The sequence below is a fragment of the Candidatus Zixiibacteriota bacterium genome, assembly GCA_040753875.1.
GTDB lineage: Bacteria > Zixibacteria > MSB-5A5 > GN15 > FEB-12 > DATKJY01.
On sequence record JBFMDV010000025.1, the window covers coordinates 1 to 18110 of the forward strand.

The 18110-nt window shown below is 55.8% G+C and carries 17 protein-coding genes; 4 read left to right on the top strand and 13 right to left on the bottom strand.

Annotated features, from left to right (window positions below; genetic code table 11):
* Positions 1–122 precede the first annotated feature (122 nt).
* Together AB1644_09015 and AB1644_09020 are read right to left on the bottom strand one after the other, a co-directional pair.
* Positions 123–887: a type III pantothenate kinase gene (locus AB1644_09015; protein MEW6051183.1), complete on the bottom strand. Its 765-nt coding sequence runs from the start codon at positions 885–887 to the stop codon at positions 123–125.
* A 59-nt stretch (positions 888–946) separates the two neighbouring features.
* Positions 947–1234, bottom strand: a complete 288-nt coding sequence (locus AB1644_09020; protein ID MEW6051184.1) for a hypothetical protein — start codon at positions 1232–1234, stop codon at positions 947–949.
* A gap of 106 nt (positions 1235–1340) precedes the next feature.
* Here AB1644_09020 and AB1644_09025 point away from each other — a divergent pair, with 106 nt between their 5' ends.
* Entirely contained in the window at positions 1341–2012 is a 672-nt protein-coding gene (locus AB1644_09025) for a DUF116 domain-containing protein (GenBank protein MEW6051185.1), read from the top strand.
* Positions 2002–2436 carry a GNAT family N-acetyltransferase gene (locus AB1644_09030; GenBank protein ID MEW6051186.1) on the top strand — a complete coding sequence of 145 codons (435 nt, stop codon included), beginning with the start codon at positions 2002–2004 and terminating at the stop codon, positions 2434–2436. Before AB1644_09025 ends, AB1644_09030 begins: the two co-directional genes overlap by 11 nt.
* Positions 2437–2521: 85 nt before the next feature.
* On the opposite strand, the gene AB1644_09035 is transcribed toward AB1644_09030, so the two are convergent.
* On the bottom strand, positions 2522–2965 hold the full coding sequence (locus AB1644_09035) for a DUF5684 domain-containing protein (protein MEW6051187.1): 444 nt from the start codon (positions 2963–2965) through the stop codon (positions 2522–2524).
* Between the two features lie 199 nt (positions 2966–3164).
* On the opposite strand from AB1644_09035, the gene AB1644_09040 reads away from it, so the two are divergent.
* Both AB1644_09040 and AB1644_09045 read left to right on the top strand, forming a co-directional pair.
* Positions 3165–4685 carry a c-type cytochrome gene (locus AB1644_09040; GenBank protein ID MEW6051188.1) on the top strand — a complete coding sequence of 507 codons (1521 nt, stop codon included), beginning with the start codon at positions 3165–3167 and terminating at the stop codon, positions 4683–4685.
* Positions 4672–5694: a hypothetical protein gene (locus AB1644_09045; GenBank protein ID MEW6051189.1), complete on the top strand. Its 1023-nt coding sequence runs from the start codon at positions 4672–4674 to the stop codon at positions 5692–5694. Before AB1644_09040 ends, AB1644_09045 begins: the two co-directional genes overlap by 14 nt.
* Before the next feature lie 270 nt (positions 5695–5964).
* Here AB1644_09045 and AB1644_09050 read toward each other — a convergent pair whose 3' ends face one another.
* From AB1644_09050 to AB1644_09095, 10 genes are all read right to left on the bottom strand, one after another.
* Positions 5965–6531: a TlpA disulfide reductase family protein gene (locus AB1644_09050; protein MEW6051190.1), complete on the bottom strand. Its 567-nt coding sequence runs from the start codon at positions 6529–6531 to the stop codon at positions 5965–5967.
* Positions 6531–7121 (bottom strand): DUF255 domain-containing protein, encoded by a 591-nt coding sequence (locus tag AB1644_09055; GenBank protein ID MEW6051191.1) that lies wholly within the window; start codon positions 7119–7121, stop codon positions 6531–6533. Before AB1644_09055 ends, AB1644_09050 begins: the two co-directional genes overlap by 1 nt.
* A gap of 59 nt (positions 7122–7180) precedes the next feature.
* On the bottom strand, positions 7181–10648 hold the full coding sequence (locus AB1644_09060; GenBank protein MEW6051192.1) for a DNA polymerase III subunit alpha: 3468 nt from the start codon (positions 10646–10648) through the stop codon (positions 7181–7183).
* 75 nt (positions 10649–10723) lie between these two features.
* Complete coding sequence (locus tag AB1644_09065) at positions 10724–11203, bottom strand: GNAT family N-acetyltransferase (GenBank protein MEW6051193.1); 480 nt, start codon at positions 11201–11203, stop codon at positions 10724–10726.
* Between the two features lie 27 nt (positions 11204–11230).
* Positions 11231–14332 (bottom strand): M1 family metallopeptidase, encoded by a 3102-nt coding sequence (locus tag AB1644_09070; protein ID MEW6051194.1) that lies wholly within the window; start codon positions 14330–14332, stop codon positions 11231–11233.
* The gene (locus AB1644_09075) at positions 14307–14945 is read right to left on the bottom strand and encodes a LysE family transporter (protein MEW6051195.1); all 639 of its coding nucleotides are present in this window, start codon (positions 14943–14945) and stop codon (positions 14307–14309) included. Before AB1644_09075 ends, AB1644_09070 begins: the two co-directional genes overlap by 26 nt.
* 96 nt (positions 14946–15041) lie before the next feature.
* Positions 15042–15779: a class I SAM-dependent methyltransferase gene (locus AB1644_09080; GenBank protein ID MEW6051196.1), complete on the bottom strand. Its 738-nt coding sequence runs from the start codon at positions 15777–15779 to the stop codon at positions 15042–15044.
* Between the two features lie 29 nt (positions 15780–15808).
* Positions 15809–16594 (bottom strand): enoyl-CoA hydratase-related protein, encoded by a 786-nt coding sequence (locus tag AB1644_09085; GenBank protein ID MEW6051197.1) that lies wholly within the window; start codon positions 16592–16594, stop codon positions 15809–15811.
* A 56-nt stretch (positions 16595–16650) separates the two neighbouring features.
* Positions 16651–17502, bottom strand: a complete 852-nt coding sequence (locus AB1644_09090) for a 3-hydroxybutyryl-CoA dehydrogenase (protein MEW6051198.1) — start codon at positions 17500–17502, stop codon at positions 16651–16653.
* Positions 17503–17540: 38 nt separating this feature from the next.
* Positions 17541–18020 (bottom strand): GNAT family N-acetyltransferase, encoded by a 480-nt coding sequence (locus AB1644_09095; GenBank protein ID MEW6051199.1) that lies wholly within the window; start codon positions 18018–18020, stop codon positions 17541–17543.
* Between the last annotated feature and the right edge of the window lie 90 nt (positions 18021–18110).

Consider the following 18110-nt stretch of genomic DNA (forward strand, 5'->3'; position numbering starts at 1 on the left):
TTTTCGTGGCTCCAGTGGCAGCGACGTATCCTCGTGCGTTGGGAATACTACACCGCTAATTTCCTGGGCTTTGTACAACTCGCCTGTACCCTCATCCTGCTAAAGCAATTTTGAGACAGGTTCTAGTTCATCTCCCCGATTAACCTCAGCCCCTCAAGCGTCAAAGTAGGCTCCGTGCGTTGAATAAACCGGGAATACTTGTGAATGCTGCCCGCCAAACCACCGGTCGCAACAACCATCGGTTGTTTCATCCCCCCCTCCTTGATAATCTGATCTGTAAGAAAATCAACCTGTCCGACGGTGCCATAGAATAAGCCGGATTTCAATGCCCCCGCGGTCGAACGACCGATCACCGAGTCCGGCGGTTCAATGCGAACCTCGAACAGTCGTGCCGCCCGGCGGGCCAGCTCCGACATAGCGGTCTCCGGTCCGGGTAACAGCACGCCGCCGAGATACTCCCCTTTTTCATTCACGACATCGAAATTGGTAGCCGTACCAAAATCGATTACAATCACCGGCCCACCGAACTTTGTGAACGCCGCCGCGCCATTGGCGATCCGATCCGCCCCGAGTTGGTCCGGTTGCTCAATGGTGATGGTGATCGGCAGCTTTATGTGCGCCGAGACCATCACCGGCACACACCCAAAGTACTTCTTGGACGTTGTTTCAAACGTGGGCGTCAGCGGCGGCACCACCGAGGCGATTACAACCTTCTCGATCTCTTCGTTCTGGACCTTCATCCGCTCCAGCAGTCCCGTAATGAAGAAGCCGGCCTCGTCGGCGGTCATCGTTCGGTTCGATGCCACACGGAAGTGGTCCTTCAGGGTCTCGCCTTTGAAAACCCCAACCACAGTATTGGTATTGCCGATATCGATGGCGAGCAACATGGCCGGAATATAGGGTTCGCGATGATTGGGTCAATCAAGAATAGTGAGAGTGGCCGTCGTCAATGCATGGCCGGACCGCCGGACTGCTGCTGATACCAGGCAATCCGCTGGTTGATCTTCTCGGCCGACGTATAGGCATCCCAAATCCCGTAGATGAACAGGATCGGGGTTGTGATGAAACCGATCAAAACTAACATAAGCAGGACGGAAAACCCGTAGGCGATCATGAAGACGATCCCCTTCGCGATCTGGCCGTTATAGATCTGTCCCAGTCCCATCCAGAAGAACGACAGGACGGCCGCCAGACCTGGATTCTTGTAGAAAACAGGCGGAGGCATGGTCTGCATAGCTCAACTCCTCCTAACGTGGTCCAATGCCGCTTCGCATCGAATAATATCACATACGATAAATTCGGACCAAAGTTTTTTCGGCCGGAGTCCATATATTGGGCGTGTGACTCGCACACCACCGACGTATCACCTGAGGCCGGGATTCGACGCCCGACTCGAATCCTTCCTGGATCAGTTCCTGAAAGAGGGGATGGCATATTTTTCTGAAGAATTTGGCGCCATCGACGGTTTCCTGGCTCACGCCCTCGCTGATCGAAGCGAGCGGGACGATCATGAGCTACGCCGCACTCCCAAAGAAAACTATCTTCACGCGCTCTTGACGGTCGCCATGCTCAACCGGCAGAACCGCCAGGCGTTTAACCGCAGCAAGGAGACGCTCATAGTCATGCCCGATTGCCTGTCGCTGCACAATCCGAGTTGCCTGAAAACGGATGAGAAATGGGGAGACCAGTGTCAAAGCTGCACGCCGACCTGCCGGGCGTACCAGGTACAGGAGTTGGCCGACCAGTATGGTGCCACCTGCCTGTTCTCCAAGCGAAAGCTGGCCGAGCAGATCGGGCATTTCGCGGGACGGTCAGAGAACCTCGGTGTGATCGGCATTGCCTGTATCCTCATGCTGGCGGAAGGGATGCGTACGGCCGCCGACGCCGGTCTGCCGGTGCGGGGCGTACTCCTTGATTTCTGCGGATGCGAACACTGGAACGACGAACCATTTGCCTCCGAGTTTGACATAAGTATGCTGGCAGGTATTCTGAAGGAGAAGTATGAACACTGAGATTCGCCGGCTAAGTATTGCCGACTATGACGACGTCATCAAGCTGTGGTCGCTGGCCGGCTTGCCCCATCGCCCGCGCGGTCGCGACAGCCGCCAGAAATTCAGCGAGGAGCTTCAGCTTCCAGTAGTCGGGCTGTTTGGGCTGTTTCACAACAGTGAGCTTCTTGCTGTCGGGCTGGCCAATTACGACGGCCGCAGGGGGTGGGTCAATCGAGTGGCGGTACACCCTGACTATCGCGGTAAAAGACTGGCAGGTGAAATAATTCGGGAATGCGAGCAGTTTCTCAGGAGTCGTGGCGCCGTGGTCATCTGCGCCCTGATCGAAGAGCACAATCTGCCGTCGATGGCGGCATTCTCCAAGGCCGGCTACATCTGTCACAATGATATCAAGTATTTCTCCAAGCGGGAATCACCGGACGCGTGAGGGCTTTGTCAGCAAAGGAAAACGCCGGCGGCAAATCCCTGCCACCGGCGTTTATCATCGGTCAATTGAACTGACCGGACCCCGATTATCGAGCACCGACCGGCTGACGCGGGCGGGTGGGATGAGAGAACGAGCCGGAGCGACGCGGCGGCGTGCTGAACGCCAACACGAGGGTCGCGATCAGGTTCGCAAACGGGATAATCATCAGAAAACCCCAAAATCCCGCCTGGCCGCAGTTTTTCGCAATATCGATCCAGAGGATGCAGAGCACCACGATATTGACGATCGGAATCAGGCAGAGCACGAACCACCACAGTGGGCGCCCTGCGGCCTTGATCATCAAGAAGAAGTTCAGTATCGGTACGAACGCCCACCAGGCACTCTCTTCCTGACCGGCGTTTTTGGCTATCCGATAGAACAGCCAGCTAAACAGCAGGTATAACCCCACCAGCAGCAGCCAGAACGCTGCTCCAATCGCGGCGAACATGCCTGCGCCGCCCGGTTCGACAACCATTTCCTCAACCATCATTTCCTCCTTGGCTATAGTCAGTTGATCTCTGCTTGCGCAACAATCACCGATCGGGGCGGATACAATGGTTATCGGCCAAATCGTGGAGCTACTTGAGAGACTTCGGGCGGCCCACAAACCTGCAAATAAACTTGCTCCGGCCGCCGTTCTGCGGTATGATGACCTCGGCCAAGGAACGGCCTTCCAAAGGAGGTGAGCGATGAATTATCCGTTTTGGGACGTTGGGATCGGGTACGGCTGGCTGATGGCAGTCGTGGCGGTTCTCCATGTCTTTGTTTCCCACTTTGCCATCGGCGGGGGGTTGTATCTTGTCGTGACTGAGCATCTGGCCCGCAGGACGAACGACGGACTTCGGCTTGAGTTCTTGCAGCGGCTGAGCAAGTTCTTTGTCCTGGTCACGCTGGTCTTCGGCGGACTGAGTGGGGTGGGAATCTGGTTCGTTATCGGACTGTTGAATCCGGCTGCCACGGAGGTGCTTATCCACAACTTCGTGTGGGGCTGGGCGACTGAATGGACATTTTTCGTAGTAGAGATCACCTCCGCGTTGCTGTACTACTATGGCTGGAAGCGGATATCGGCCAGAAGCCATCTCATCCTCGGCTGGATCTACTTTGTTGCCGCCTGGTTGTCATTGTTCATTATCAACGGGATCGTCACATTTATGCTGACACCCGGCTCCTGGCTTCAGACCGGCAATTTCTGGGATGGATTCTTCAACCCCACTTTCTGGCCCTCATTGGCGTTCCGAACGGGGGTGTGCATCATGCTGGCAGGATTGTACGCGTTGTTGGTCGCCTCACGTTTCCCTAAATCTGACTCCCTCACGAGGCTCGTTCGCTATAACGCCGGATGGGGCCTGGCAGGACTAATCCTCATGGTGCCCACTTTCTACTGGTATTGGAAGTCGATTCCAGGCGCGATAACCGTCTCTGCGCTTGAGCGGATGCCAACCCCTATTCAGGCGGTTACCGCATCATACTGGTACGCGGGAGGCGTGGCGGTACTGTTAATCCTGTTCGGTTTCCTCTTGGCGAAGAGATACACGACCGTAATTGCTCTGGTCACGATGCTGTTTGGACTCTTGTGGTTCGGCGAATACGAGTGGTTTCGCGAATCGATACGCAAGCCGTTTGTCATCACGGATTTCATGTACGGCAACGGAGTTGAAGTCGCCTATGCCCGCGTCTACCAGGAGGAGGGATATCTCAACCAGATGGTGTACCGTACCGGCGACAAAGGCGCCGATCTCTTTCGGCGGTTATGCCGAAGTTGCCACACCCTTTCGGGATACAAGCCCCTGAAGCCGGTATTCGACGGCACTGATGAGCCGTTTATTGCCGATATGGTGAAGGGCACGCAGCTGATGCGAGGTCATATGCCGCCGTTTCTCGGGAAACCGTGGGAAGCTGATACCCTTGCTGCGTATCTTGCGGCGCGGACCGATCGACGCCCCGTGAGCCAGGTTTTCGGCCTCAGCGGCGTAGAGCTGGGAAAGACAGTATTCGACCAGCGGTGTGCGCCCTGTCACTGGGCGGGAGGGGTTTCGGACAAAACAGAGTCTCTGGCGGGTCTTAGCGACCAGGAATACGACGATATACTGACTAACGCTGCTGAGCTCGGAGATGGTATGCCGGCGTTCACGGCGAGCGAAGAAGAACGTGCGGCACTGATAGCATACTTCAAGACACTACAGAAAGGGGCGGCCCATGTCACTCCCTGAATATAATTTTCTGTCCGCACCGCTCTGGCTCATTACCAGTTTGCATATCCTGACACTGAGCCTGCATTTCGCGGCCATGAATTTCCTGGTCGGCGGTATCATCATCATTCTGTGGGGCAGGTTTAGGAATCGATGGGACGATCCCACCGTCCAGATGTTTGTCCAACTGTTCCCCACCGCCGTAGCAGCCACGGTTACGCTCGGCGTCGCACCGCTGTTGTTCCTCCAACTGGTCTATCATCGCCAGGCCTACTCCGCTTCCATAGTAAGCGGCTGGTTCTGGCTGATGGTCATACCGGCCATGATAATCGGTTACTACTTCGTGTACGGCGCGGCCTTCTCAAAAAAGAGCTCCGGCACCGGTCGGGCTGTCGAGCTGACTATCGCCCTGGCGATGTTTTTGTACGTCTCGATAGTATACAGTTCCGTCTTCTCCATGGCGGAACGACCTGATGAAATCAAACGCCTGTACGCCCTGGACCAGTCCGGCCTGACGTTCAATCCCGAAGTCGGTGATTTTTTGCTGCGCTGGCTCCACATGATCTTCGGCGCCATTACTGTCGGCGGGTTTTTCGTGGGGCTTTTGGGGCGGAGCAACGAACAGGCATTCCGAGTCGGCAAGGGGTTTTTCCTGTGGGGGATGATATTCGCCTCGGTTGCCGGTCTGGCGTACTTGCTCTCGCTCGATGAATACCTTCGCGGGTTCATGCGCTCCCCCGCGATCTGGAGCCTGACCATCGGCATACTCCTGTTCTCCGGCTCGATTCATTTCTTTATGAAGCGCCGGTTCCTCCCGTCATCGATCATGCTGTTTGTGTCGCTTGTGACCATGGTGATCAACAGACACTATGTGCGCCTTCTGAAACTGGGCGGCCAGTTCGAGCCGTCATCACTGGCTGTCTCGCCGCAGTGGTCGGTATTCGCCATGTTTCTGATCTGTTTTCTCGTCGCAGTGGGGGCTGTCTGGTATATGCTGCGGCTTTATTTTCGCGAGAGACCGGTAGCATAGGTCGCGTCTCGAACATACGCTGGGAATACCCCCGGACAGAGCCAACGACTCTACCGGGGGCTTGCATTTCGTGCTGCCGACCGGATAAAAAAACTTGACTACATAGGTCCACAACTTATCTTAAGGTCAAAGTAACATCCTCCCGTTACATTCCATCCCAAACGGACGGTCGGTCGTGAAACAGCCGACCGTCTGTATTTACACCCGGCAAAAAGAAGGGGTCAGCGCCTCTCTGCGGCGCCGACCCCGAAAGAATTCAACGTGCTGTAATTACAGTATCGCGTCGAACCGCGGCTTGAACTGCTCGTAGGACTGAGCACCGATCACGCGCCCTATCTCGTTACCGTTCTTGTCAAGAAATATGGTCGTGGGGATTCCGCCGGTAACATTGAACTGCGACAACACATCGTAGTCGGCCATCAGCATCACCCAGTCCATGCCGGCCTCCTGCGTAAACACCTTGACGGTCATCGGCTGGTCCTTGACGGCCAGGCCGATGATCTCCACCCCCTTCGTGCGATATTCGTCATACAGCTTCACCAGGTCCGGGATCTCGCGACGGCACGGCGGGCACCAGGTTCCCCAAAAGTTGAGCACCACCGGCTGCCGTCCGACCCATTCGCTGGAGTTGCGAAGTTTGCCGTTCAGATCATACGCTTTGAATTGGTTCTGCCCCGCTGCCATCGCCGGCTGCGCCTGGAGATCGGCACCCGGCGTACTGCCAGTTTTCTGGTTATCGGTCTTGCAGGAGGCAAGCAATACTGCCGAGGCGGCAATTGACAAAATCGAAATTTGTCTGATTCGATGACCAATCTGCTTCGTCACGTTCGTGTTCATCACTTCTTGTCCGTGCCCTTCTGGTCGGCTGCTCCCGATGACTGCCTGGCTTCCAGCGTGTCGCAGTCGATCGTACGAGCGAAGGTCAGCTCTTTCATCAGTGCGTCTTTGACGCGATAGCCGATCAAACGATTGTACGCTTTCCCATCCGGGCAGAGAAAGAAGAAAGTGGGAAAGCCGGTCACGCCGAAAGCGCTGGTGGCCAGATTCCGCTCGGAGATCTTGTACCCCTCGATCATGAACTCCTTGTCGGAGTCGCCCCAGACTTTGACCGGCACGAAGTTCTCGTTCACCATCTTGACCACTTCCGGCTGGTTGAACGTCTCTTTCTCCATCTTCTTGCACCAGCCGCACCAGGAGGCGGTGATATCCACAAAGATATGCTTGCCTTCGTTTTTGGCTCTGGCAAGCCCCTCGTCGAACGGGATCCACTTGATCTCCGCGCCCTTGGCGGAGTCGGGTGGTTTGGCGGAGGTCTGTGCGCCTGCAGGCGCAGAACCGGTCGGTTTCTCAGCGGTCTCGGCCAATACGACCGGGACTGCGAAACAGACAAGCGCCATGACAAGCACGAGCGGTTTGATCAATCGCATACACTATTCCTGTAGAAAAAGTTACTCTTTCAATCCTCTGCTTACACTGCCGCAACTCGTCAGAAGCCGTTGCGTGTGGTTACCTTCCTGAGATGCGCCGCCGAATCACCCAAAAGCTCTTTGAGAGCGTTGAGCAGAGTGAAATCAGCGCTGACCGCGTATTTCCGAGAACGAATATACACTTCTGACCCGTTGTGACGAGCCGCCAGTAGGACCGGCGCCTCGCCCGGGTGCTCCTTTAACACGGCCAGCACCCTGTCCATCTGTGTCTCGGTACAATCCGCATCGACCTTTATAACGAGTTGGCAACTGAATCGTTCCGAGAGGCTTTCGAGCGGCATGACCTCTGAGGTGATCACCTTCGCGGCTTCTCCCTCTCGCGTTGAGACGCGTCCAGAAACCAGCACGATACTGTCTACTTCTATGTGCGCCTTGTTCTTATCGAAACAGTCGGAGAAACAGATCAGCTCGGCGCCGCCGGAAAAATCTTCAAGCCCCACGAAGGCCATGAGATTCCCTTTTTTGTCTACCATCTTCTTGACCGTCGTAATGATGCCGCCGACCGTCACTTCGCGACCGTCGTTTGCCTGTTTGAGGTCGGCCAGGCTGGAGGTGGAAAAGCAGACCAGTTCATCGCGGAATTTGTCCAGGGGGTGGCCGGATATGTAGAAACCCAGCATGGCTTTCTCTTCGGCCAGTTTTTTGGCGGTCGGCCAGTCTGGGACGTTTGGGAGTGCCGGCGCGACCCGTTGCACGCCACCGGATCCGGCGAACAGGTCATGAGAGTTGGCGGTTTCGGCCACGCGGTGACCGTAGTTCAGCATCGGCTCAACCGCTTCGAATTTCTGTGCCCGGTTGCCTTCCAGCGAATCACAAGCGCCGGCGGCGATCAGCGCCTCAAGTGTGCGTCGATTCAGGTGACGGGCGGGGACGCGGCTCGCAAGCTCCGCAAGGCTCTTGAAAACGCCCCTTTGTTGTCGAGCTTCCACCACCGAACGAGCAGCACCTTCCCCGACATTCTTGACCGCCAGAAGGCCGAACCGGATCCTGCCTGCCACCACACTGAAGTCGGTCTGAGATTCGTTGACATCGGGTGGCTCCACTTTGATCCCGAGCCGTCGAGCTTCTTCGAGCAGCGTATAGATGCGGTCGGTGTCGCTGATTTCCGAAGTCATGAGGGCTGCCATGAACTCGTGCGGGTAGTAGCACTTCAGCCAGGCGGTCTGATACGCTATCAGCGCATAGCAGGTCGCGTGGGCCTTGTTGAACCCGTAGCGGGCAAAGGTCTCGATCTGATGAAATATCTCTTCAGATACCTTGCGGTCTATCTTGTGCTTGTCGGTCCCCTCGAGGAACTCCTTTTTCTGTGCCGCCATCAGCGCCGCGTCTTTCTTCCCCATCGCCTTGCGCAGGAGGTCCGCTTTGCCAAGCGAATACCCCGCGAGCTGGTTGGCGATCTGCAATACCTGCTCTTGGAACACGATGACGCCATAAGTCTCGCCGAGAATCCGTTCCAGTGTCGGATGCAGGAAGTGAATATCCTTGGCGCCGTGCTTGCAGTTGATATAGATATCGATCATGGTGGAGCCGTCAGCCTGCTTGGCATCGAGCGGTCCCGGTCGATACAGCGCGTTCATGGCAGTAATATCGGCAAACGTCTCCGGACGGAGCTTCCGCAGGTAATCGCGCATGCCGCTCGATTCAAACTGAAAGATGCCGATCGTGTCTCCTCGGGCGAATAGCTGGTACACCTTGGGGTCATCAAGACTGAGGTTGTCGATATCGATGACGGCATCAGCGTGGTTCTCGGCGATCATCCGAAGGGCGTCATCGACAACGGTGAGCGTCCGCAAGCCGAGGAAGTCCATTTTCAAGAGGCCGATCTCCTCGACCATCTTCATGTCGTACTGTGTCGTGATTTCGTCCTCGGTACTCTTGAACAGCGGCACCCAGTTGGTCAGGGCTGAGGGCGCGATCACCACACCTGCGGCGTGTGTCGACGAGTGCCTCGCCAACCCCTCGAGCGTCCTGGAATAATCGATCAATCGACGGACACGAGCATCCTTTTCCACCAGATCCGCCAGTTCAGGCGTGGTCTTGAGTGCATTCTCGAGTGTCATATCCACCGCCGCCGGGATCATCTTGGCGATCTTGTCAACTTCGGCGTAGGCGATTCCCAGCACGCGCCCGACATCGCGCACGACGATGCGCGACTTGAGCGTCCCGAACGTGATGATCTGGGAGACATTGTCCGAACCGTACCGGTCGATAACGTACTGGATGATCTTGTCACGACCGCGGTCGGCGAAATCGATATCGATATCCGGCATCGAAATACGCTCCGGGTTGAGGAAGCGCTCAAACAGGAGTTTGAAACGGATCGGGTCCACATCGGTGATCTTCAGCACATATGAGACGAGTGACCCGGCAGCCGAGCCTCGCCCCGGACCAACACGTATCTTCTGCTTGCGCGCGTAGTCGCAGAAATCCTTCACGATAAGGAAATATCCGGCATACCCCATCTGCTTAATGACGCCGAGCTCGTACTCCATTCGCTTGCGAATCTCTTCGGTGATCTTCGGGTACCGTTCCCGTAGACCCGCTTCGGTCTCATGCCGAAGGTATGCATCGGCGTCGACATACTGCTGCGGGATCGGGAATACGGGCAGCTTCAGTTTGCCGGTTTCTATCTCGAGATTGCAGGCTTCGGCAATCCGGACAGTATTGGCCATCGCTTCCTTGAAATCACCGAACCGCTGTTCCATCTCCTCGGCCGTCTTGAAATAAATCTGATCGGTGTTATAGCGCATCCGATCGTGATCCTCGACCGTCTTGTTGGTCTGGATACACAGGAGAGCGTCGTGCGCCTCCCAGTCTTTCTGCCGGAGGTAGTGGCAGTCGTTGGTAACCACCAACGGGATGCCGGTTTCACGGGAAACGGCATCGACTTTCGGGATCACCTGTTGTTCCAGTTCCAGATCGTGATTCTGAATCTCGAGGAAGAAGTTCCCCTCGCCGAAAATCTGCTGATATTCTCGCGCAGTCGCCACTGCCTGGTCCGTCTCACCCCGAAGCAGATACCAATTCACCTCTCCCTGCAGACAGGCCGATGTGGCTATTAGCCCTTGCGAGTGCTGTTTGAGTATTTCTTTATCGATGCGCGGACGGTAGTAGAACCCCTCAAGATATGCCGTCGAGGCAAGCTTAATCAGGTTGTGATAACCGGTCAGGTCCTTGGCCAGCAGGATGAGATGAAAGCCGCCATTGGGATACTGACTCGAGGGTTTCTTGTCGAAACGGCTGCCGGCTGCGACATACGCTTCCATACCGATAATCGGCTTGATGCCTGCCCTGGTGGCTTTCTTGTAGAACTCTATCGCGCCGAACAAGTTGCCGTGATCGGTGACCGCCACCGCGGGCATCTTGAATTCCTTGGCGAGTTCGATCAGGTTGTCCAGCCGACAGGCGCCGTCCAGAAGGGAGTACTGACTGTGTGTGTGCAGATGTACGTAATTGGCGTATTTCATAGGTACGAAGAAATTACGTGCGCGGGGACGGTCCAGACAAGCACTTTATCACGCGATCACACCTGATCACGCGGCCTACAGCCATTTCTCGAATTCGATCTCATCGCGAATCGGAATGCCGTAGTTGCCGACAAGCGAAATTGACGGTTTCAGCTTGCGGGATTCAGCGATGGCATCCAAATGGACGGCGGCAATGGTGTACCCGCGTCGCTGATAGAACCGGATGGCATCCAGGTTGTCGTTGGTGGTGATGAACCAGAGCCGACGGCATCCCGATTCACGAGCTGCCGACTCAACCGCGCTCATGAGCGCGGTTCCAACGCCGCCAAAACGGACCATCGTATCGAGCGTTATTACTTCACACTGAGAGCCGGAGATCTGATAGGTCACCAACCCCGCACGCTTGCCGGAATCATCGATCGCGCAGAACCCGCGACACTGGTCCGGCAACACCTTCCGACCACGGGTGACGACAAATTCCCCTCCCCAAGCCAACCAGACCTGCTTCACCCAACCGAGGTCGTGGTCGTTGATAGGATTGATTGTCACGTTCACAGTGGCCTCTTTCCGAAATTAAGAGCTTCAATTGAGCGGAAGTATCCAGGCGACGGAGAACCGAAAATCGAACTCCTGCTCGCCTGGTTTCGGTTTGTTCAGGTATAGCGGGAAATCCAAACGAATGTGATGATTCGACCAGACGGGAGGGGTCGAAACCGATAGCCCGCCCGACATGTACCATTTGTCATCGATGGAACCGATGGAAACTCCGCTTTGGTGCCACGTCTCAATCTTTGGCATGTTAATCAGTGAGCCATCGATGAAAAACGTCTGATCCGTTTGTGATAGGAACCTGCCGATGACGGGGACTACCTTGAACCATTGGTAAGGCAAGAGATCAGGAGGAGTGATCTCAAGCGAAGCGCCAGTAGCTTGCATCAAATAGACTGCATGATCCTGATATCCGCGCACGCGGTTGTCAGCCAGATAAAAATTGTCCTCCCACCCTCGGGGAAACGTGCCGGATGACCTGAACACCTGAGACTGGGCGAATCGGTCAACGGACCTGGCGCGACTGAGGTGATACAGGTACTGGAGCGGCGGTTCACCTGAGACCCGAAGATACTCAAGGCCAAATTGCAGCCAGGGTCTGCCGCGACGGGTCAGGGTTAGTTTCCCCCGATGGAGAGTCTCTAACCAGGACCTGTTGGCAGTTTCGCTGCGAAAAGCCCCAACGACGCCGGAGGACGAAAAACCGATGCTGCCATAGCGGAAGGTTCTCAAAGCGGCGATCTCAAGAGCCGCGGTGTGGCTATTTCCCGCATCCCAGGTGAAGTCCGGTAAATACGGAATCAGACCGGCATCGAGGCCGCTTGGACCGTCCTCTTTGACTGAGATGTAGCCCACCTTAGTTCGCACAGTTTCGTTGTCGTCCTGCGAATAGAGCGGCTTATGACGAATGTCGAATCCGGCCGACAGGAATGTCCGGTAGTCCGAAACCACGATCTGCTGCAGCCACGAAGCCTGTGGAGCTGATGAGCGGAAGGGAATTCGCGAGCGATAGTCGATCATTGGTCGACCGGATTCCGTCCCCATGCGGGCATCCAATGAAAAGGCCGCCTCCGTTTCAAGAAACGATCCATGCGCGTGCAGCCCAATCTGGACACCGTTCGGCTCGTCGTACCAGATATCCGGACGCCACCGCAGCGCGTACGCATTGATCGGCGTGCGGTCATATTTCATGTTGTCCAATCGGAGTTCTATCGGCGGGAGCAAGCCAGAGCGGTTGTTCAGCCGATTGATATCCATCGTCAGTTCGAACGGGTCTACCACCACCCGCTTCACCTTTCGACGGGCACGTACCTTGAATGTGTAGGTTTCATCAAAACGCCGGAACTGGTTCCAGGTCGGCAACAGGATGTGGCCCGGTTTGGCGAACGATATTCCTTCGGGAGGAATAGTGTAATATGAGGTGTCCCCCTGCTCGAAAACCACGGCGACGTCGATCGGAGATACAAAACGGCCCCGGTTCTTAACCTTTATGGTGTGTTCCCAGGTCTGGTCATGGTGAGACGATTTCAGCCCTGCCAATGAATAGTCGAGCCGTGCCCGCCCGTAGAACCACTGGTCAAGGTAGTTATTCAGTTCGAGACCGGTACTTGTTTCCATGGAAGTGGCAAAGTCATCTTCGTACGGATGGCGGAACATCCAGTCTCGGCAGTACTTGTGCATGGCCGCATAAAACAGCGAGTCGCCGAGAATCGAACGCAGGGAGTGGAGCATGGCCGCGGTCTTGTAATAGGCAGAAACCCGATACGGCCAGTACTCCTCCCCCTGATCGTACGAGAAGACCATCGGCTTGTCATAACCCTGCTTCATCAGAAGCAAGAGCGGACGAAATCCGCGCAGGTTGCGGTCTTCATCGTGCGGAGCGAATGCGCGCTGATACCAGTTCCGATAGTTGTCCACGTTGCCATCCCGCCCCAGGTATTTCTCCATCACGTCGTGCTCGGCAAACGTGGTAAACCCCTCATCGAGGAACGGGCGGTCTGTTTGGTTGGACCCTACCTGCCCCATGAACCATTGGTGAGCGATCTCGTGGTAGATGACAATGTGGAAACCGGGTGAAGGACCATCGCCGCTCACCTGTGCCATCATGGGGAGTTCCATGCCGCTGTAACAATCAACTATCCGCAGTACCGGCCACTGATACGGATAATAGAGTTCGGAGAGAGTCGCGACCGCCTCTTTACCCAGCCTGACGGCGCTCTCCCAGGTGGCGGCATGTGCTCGGAGAATGTGGGCGATGATCGGCACACTGCCTGCGCCGGTGCTGTCCAGACAGAACTGCGACGACGACACGAATGTGAAGTCGTTCACCTTCTCGGCCACGTAATGCCACGACTTCGTTCTTGAAGTATCAAACGAAAACTGCGGCCAGCTTGCTTTCGGACCAACAAAGTTGTTTCGGTCCAGCGCGTTTCGTAGCGTATCAGGCAGGACATCTGATTCATTGAGCAGCAGCCCTGTGGCGGCGATTATCTGATCCTCAGGAGCCGCGATGGTCACGTCGAACCGCCCGAAATCACCATAACACTCGCCCCACCCCAGATACTGCGAATTGACCCAACCCAGTTTCCGGTCATACACACAGACCTGCGGATACCAGTACACCGCCTTGGTGACATCGCGAAACAGACCCATCCGCATGGCGTGCGGCGACGGCAGCACGGTGGTGAAGTCAAACGAGAATAGCGCCGTGTCGCCCGGTCGGACCGGCTTATCGGGTGTGACCGTAATAATGGTATTGTCGATCTGGTACCATCGAATAGTGCGCACGCCAAATCCACCCGTTGCCGGACTGAGGGTGAGTTTTCCCTCCTGCTCCGGTTTCAGGTCTGCGAATGAATAATCATTCTCGCGGCGGGATTTTTTGTCCGCACAGGAGCCGTTCTGAACGGCGTTGGGGAACGCCTTGAGAAATATTTCGTGCAGTGTGTCGGGGGAATTATTGACATACTCGATGTCGATTCGGCCGGTGATCGTCCGAAGGTCGCTTCGCAGCGCGACATTCATGACATAGTTGACTTCCTGTTGCCAGTAGGTGTCGGATGGACATGCGGAGATCGGGAGAAGGGAGACAAAAAGACAGGCAAGTCTGCTAAACGGCACCGGTGACACCATCATGGATGAACTTCACGCCAAGATACAGGAGAAAAGCAACGCAGGTCAAGATGAGAATCTTCAGCCCGCGTCCCATGATGAGATGTCGCCCGTTCCAGATAAGAACAGACACCAGCGTGTACCAGACAAAATCCGACATGATGTGTCCAAAGTAGAATACCACCGGACCGACATAGCCAAGCCCCTTCGCCTGCACCATAAACGCCAGCCCGATCGTCGCCCACCAGACAAACCAGTACGGATTCACCAGGGTAGTCGTGATTCCTTTCGCCGTGAGTTTCATGTGGGAACTCCCGTGTGCGGCGGTTGCGTCGTAGCTCACCCGTGACTTGAGCGTGTCGTACGCCATCATACCTGCCATGGCAAGGAGCGCCAGCCCGCCGACCAGCGCAATCACGCGGACAATGACCGTGTTATCCGTCAACGCCGCCAGGCCTAGCGCCAGCACGACCACGACCGCGATCTCGGCGATGGCGTGTCCGACCGAGAGGATCGGCCCGGTCTTCCAGCCACTGCGGGGTGTCTCGGCGATATCAACCGTCAGGAGAGGCCCGGGCATCATGGCCCCCGTGAACCCGACAACAAAGGAGTTGAAAAAGAGGGAGAGGAGTTCCATCGATATATGAAATGCGCAGATGTGTGAGTTGTTCCTAAGGCACGAAGAGACCGTTTCGCGGCATTCGCAGCATAAGCGCGACAAGGCGCCGCTCTATCACCCCGTCTTCACTCCCACCAGTGCCCAGGCCTCGCGGCCGTCCTCGTGAACGCAGCAGAGGCGACGTTCGACTATGAAGCCACACGCTTTGATAATCCGGAGCCAGGTCTCCGCCGGAAACAGGCCCAGAATGTGATGGTCCTGCTCGATCCTGAGCGCTTTCCCCTGCCGAATGAAATATAACAGGATCATGTCGTTTTTGGTGTCATCAGGGTCGGAATCGTATTCGTATTCGATGTGTGTCAACAAAGTGTCCCCGGCCCGCATGGTGTTATGGCGCACCTGGCCGTCGATAAACGTCTCCTTGTACCAATCAGGCGCCGCTATGACAACTCCTCCCGTCTCCAAGTGGAGATTCACTGTTTCAAACGTCTGCCGCAGGTCGTCCTCAGTCGTAAGATAACAGATCGCGTCATGAATAAGCACTGCTTTGAATGTCTGATTGAGCCGGACTGTCCGCATGTCCCCGACGGAATGCGGTACATCGGGATTCAACCGCATAGAATTGGCCACCATCTTGGGGGAAAGATCGACCGCGACAGCATCGTACTCGGCTGTGAAATGCGACAAGTTGAAGCCACCACCCACGCCTAATTCCAATATACGATGCCGTCCGGGACCGAGCTTCTCGCGAAGAATCTGTTTCCAGACCTCGGCTTCACGGGCATATGCCTCCGGTCCCGCTATGAGCGGATACAAATGCGCTAGATCATCGTACAGCCGGTTTTCGTCCATTCAGTTCCCCAGAAAAGGTGATGAGCCGTTCAATGGCCTGTAAACTGCGGTTTCCGTTTCTCCAGAAACGCCTCCATCCCCTCGTTTTTGTCGCCGGTGCCGCAGATCGAGCCAAAAGTCGCCTTTTCTAAGTCACACCCGGCGGTCAGATTGATATCCAGACCCCGGTGAACACATTCTTTGGCGGAAGTAATAGCGAGCGGCGCTTTGCTGGCGATCAGCTCTGCCATCTCAAACGCCTTAGTCATCAACTGGTCGGGTGGGTACAGCTCATCGACAAGCCCGATCCGGTACGCTTCCTGTGCATTGATGATCTCGCCGGTAAGTATCATCTGGAGCGCCTTTCCTTTGCCGACCAGACGCGGCAACCGCTGCGTGCCGCCGTAACCGGGGATTATTCCCAGATTGACTTCCGGCTGACCCAGCTTGGCCTTCTCCGAAGCGAGCCGAATATCACACGCCATTGCCAACTCACACCCACCACCGAGCGCAAAACCGTTGACAGCGGCGATCACCGGCTTGGGGAAGTTCTGGATGGTCTTCATCAGATACAGCCCGCGCGCCGACAGCTCGGTGCCGCTGCGGACATCGAGGTCTGCCAGTTCCGTGATATCGGCGCCGGCCACGAACGCCTTCTCGCCGGCGCCCGTCAGCACCACACAGCGGATACTGTCATCGGTCCAGTGGAAACTGAACAACTGCTGCAGCTCGTTGATTGTTTCTTTGTTGAGGGCATTCAGTGCCCTTTCGCGGTTGACAGTTACAACCAGCACCGCGCCCTTTTTCTCCACCAGGAGATTCTTGTAATCAGCCATCTGCTATTCCTTGTCTATGATCAATGCGAACTTTCAACCTTGAATCGAGTCCGGAATTATTTGCGCCCGTAATCATAAAACCCGCGGCCACTTTTCCTGCCCAAATAACCTGCGTTGACCATCCGTCGTAGAAGCGGCGGTGCGGCATAGTGCGAATCCTTGAACTCCTCGAACATGATATCCGCGATGTAGAGGATCGTATCCAGACCGATGAAATCAGTCAGGGTCAGCGGTCCCATGGGGTGCCCGCATCCCAGCATCATGGCGTTGTCGATATCCTCACGCGAGGCCAAGCCACGCTCGTACTGACGTATACCATCAAGCAAGTACGGCACCAGTAAAACATTCACGACGAAACCAGGGGAATCTTTCGCCGTCACGCAGGTTTTCCCGACCGACTCGGCGAATGCGAACGCCGTCTTGAAGGTCTGCTCCGATGTATCCAGCGTCTTCACTACTTCGCACAGTTTCATCACCGCCACTGGATTGAAAAAGTGCAGGCCGACAAACCGGTCACGACGATTGGTGACCGAAGCCATGTCGCCAATTGATAGCGACGACGTATTGGACGCGAAGATCGTCTCCGGCTTGCAAACGCCATCGAGTTCTCTGTAAACGGTCTTTTTGGCATCGAGATTTTCGATTACAGCTTCGCAGATGATATCGCAGTCGGCCAGGTCTTTCAGCGCAGTCGTCCCTTTGATATTCCCGACCACCTTGTCTTTCAGCGCCTGGTCAGCCTTTCCCTTTTCGATTGCCTTGTCGAGAGTCTTGGTGATATACCCCAGCCCCTTTTTGAAAAGCTCATCGGACACCTCGCGCGCCACGACTTTATATCCGGCCGCGGCCGCAACTTGCCCTATCCCCGACCCCATTTGCCCAAATCCTACGATACCTACTTTTGTAATCATGAATCAGATCCCGATTAATCCATCAGTAACTATGTCTAACGTTTTACCATCCGCATCATGCGCAGCCCCATGGTGTGCGGCGAGGTGCCATACAGCTCAAATCCGGCTTTGACATAACACCCGAGCGCCGCCTGGCTGTCGCCATACAAGTTGATCACAACTTTGATGATGTGCGGGCGCTGGGCCGCTCGCTCGTACAGAAGTTGCAGTGTCTTTGTGCCATACCCCTGCAGCCGCTTGTATTGGTCGACGATCACGTGGTTAATTTCCACCGCACGCTCCGCGGGACGGGGCCAGAGTTCACCGTAGGCGACCGGTTGACGATTCGCGAACAGCAGAAAAGAGCTGACTCCTTCGCGCTGCCAACTGTCGACAATATCTTCGGCAGGCGGAAAATCCTTGCCGCGACAAACATTGAAATAGGTTTCTTCGGAGTCAATCCAGGAGCGGACCACCTCGGAATACTCTTCGGTGTATCGAATGATGTCGGCTTTTACGCCAGTCGGTTCCGTCACACGTAATTCCTTCCGGTGCTGTCAAGGGTTACGAATATACGGGATGGGAACTGGCGTGGCAACAGCCGTTCTGAACCTTCGTTTGACATG

Excerpts from the sequence above, each read along its gene's own strand:
- AB1644_09060 (MEW6051192.1), bottom strand. The coding sequence starts at position 10,648 with ATGAAATACGCCAATTACGTACATCTGCACACACACAGTCAGTACTCC.
- AB1644_09045 (MEW6051189.1), top strand. The coding sequence starts at position 4,672 with ATGTCACTCCCTGAATATAATTTTCTGTCCGCACCGCTCTGGCTCATT.
- AB1644_09040 (MEW6051188.1), top strand. The coding sequence starts at position 3,165 with ATGAATTATCCGTTTTGGGACGTTGGGATCGGGTACGGCTGGCTGATG.
- AB1644_09050 (MEW6051190.1), bottom strand. The coding sequence starts at position 6,531 with ATGAACACGAACGTGACGAAGCAGATTGGTCATCGAATCAGACAAATT.
- AB1644_09015 (MEW6051183.1), bottom strand. The coding sequence starts at position 887 with ATGTTGCTCGCCATCGATATCGGCAATACCAATACTGTGGTTGGGGTT.
- AB1644_09085 (MEW6051197.1), bottom strand. The coding sequence starts at position 16,594 with ATGGCTGATTACAAGAATCTCCTGGTGGAGAAAAAGGGCGCGGTGCTG.
- AB1644_09070 (MEW6051194.1), bottom strand. The coding sequence starts at position 14,332 with ATGATGGTGTCACCGGTGCCGTTTAGCAGACTTGCCTGTCTTTTTGTC.
- AB1644_09030 (MEW6051186.1), top strand. The coding sequence starts at position 2,002 with ATGAACACTGAGATTCGCCGGCTAAGTATTGCCGACTATGACGACGTC.
- AB1644_09020 (MEW6051184.1), bottom strand. The coding sequence starts at position 1,234 with ATGCAGACCATGCCTCCGCCTGTTTTCTACAAGAATCCAGGTCTGGCG.
- AB1644_09055 (MEW6051191.1), bottom strand. The coding sequence starts at position 7,121 with ATGCGATTGATCAAACCGCTCGTGCTTGTCATGGCGCTTGTCTGTTTC.
- AB1644_09035 (MEW6051187.1), bottom strand. The coding sequence starts at position 2,965 with ATGATGGTTGAGGAAATGGTTGTCGAACCGGGCGGCGCAGGCATGTTC.
- AB1644_09075 (MEW6051195.1), bottom strand. The coding sequence starts at position 14,945 with ATGGAACTCCTCTCCCTCTTTTTCAACTCCTTTGTTGTCGGGTTCACG.
- AB1644_09080 (MEW6051196.1), bottom strand. The coding sequence starts at position 15,779 with ATGGACGAAAACCGGCTGTACGATGATCTAGCGCATTTGTATCCGCTC.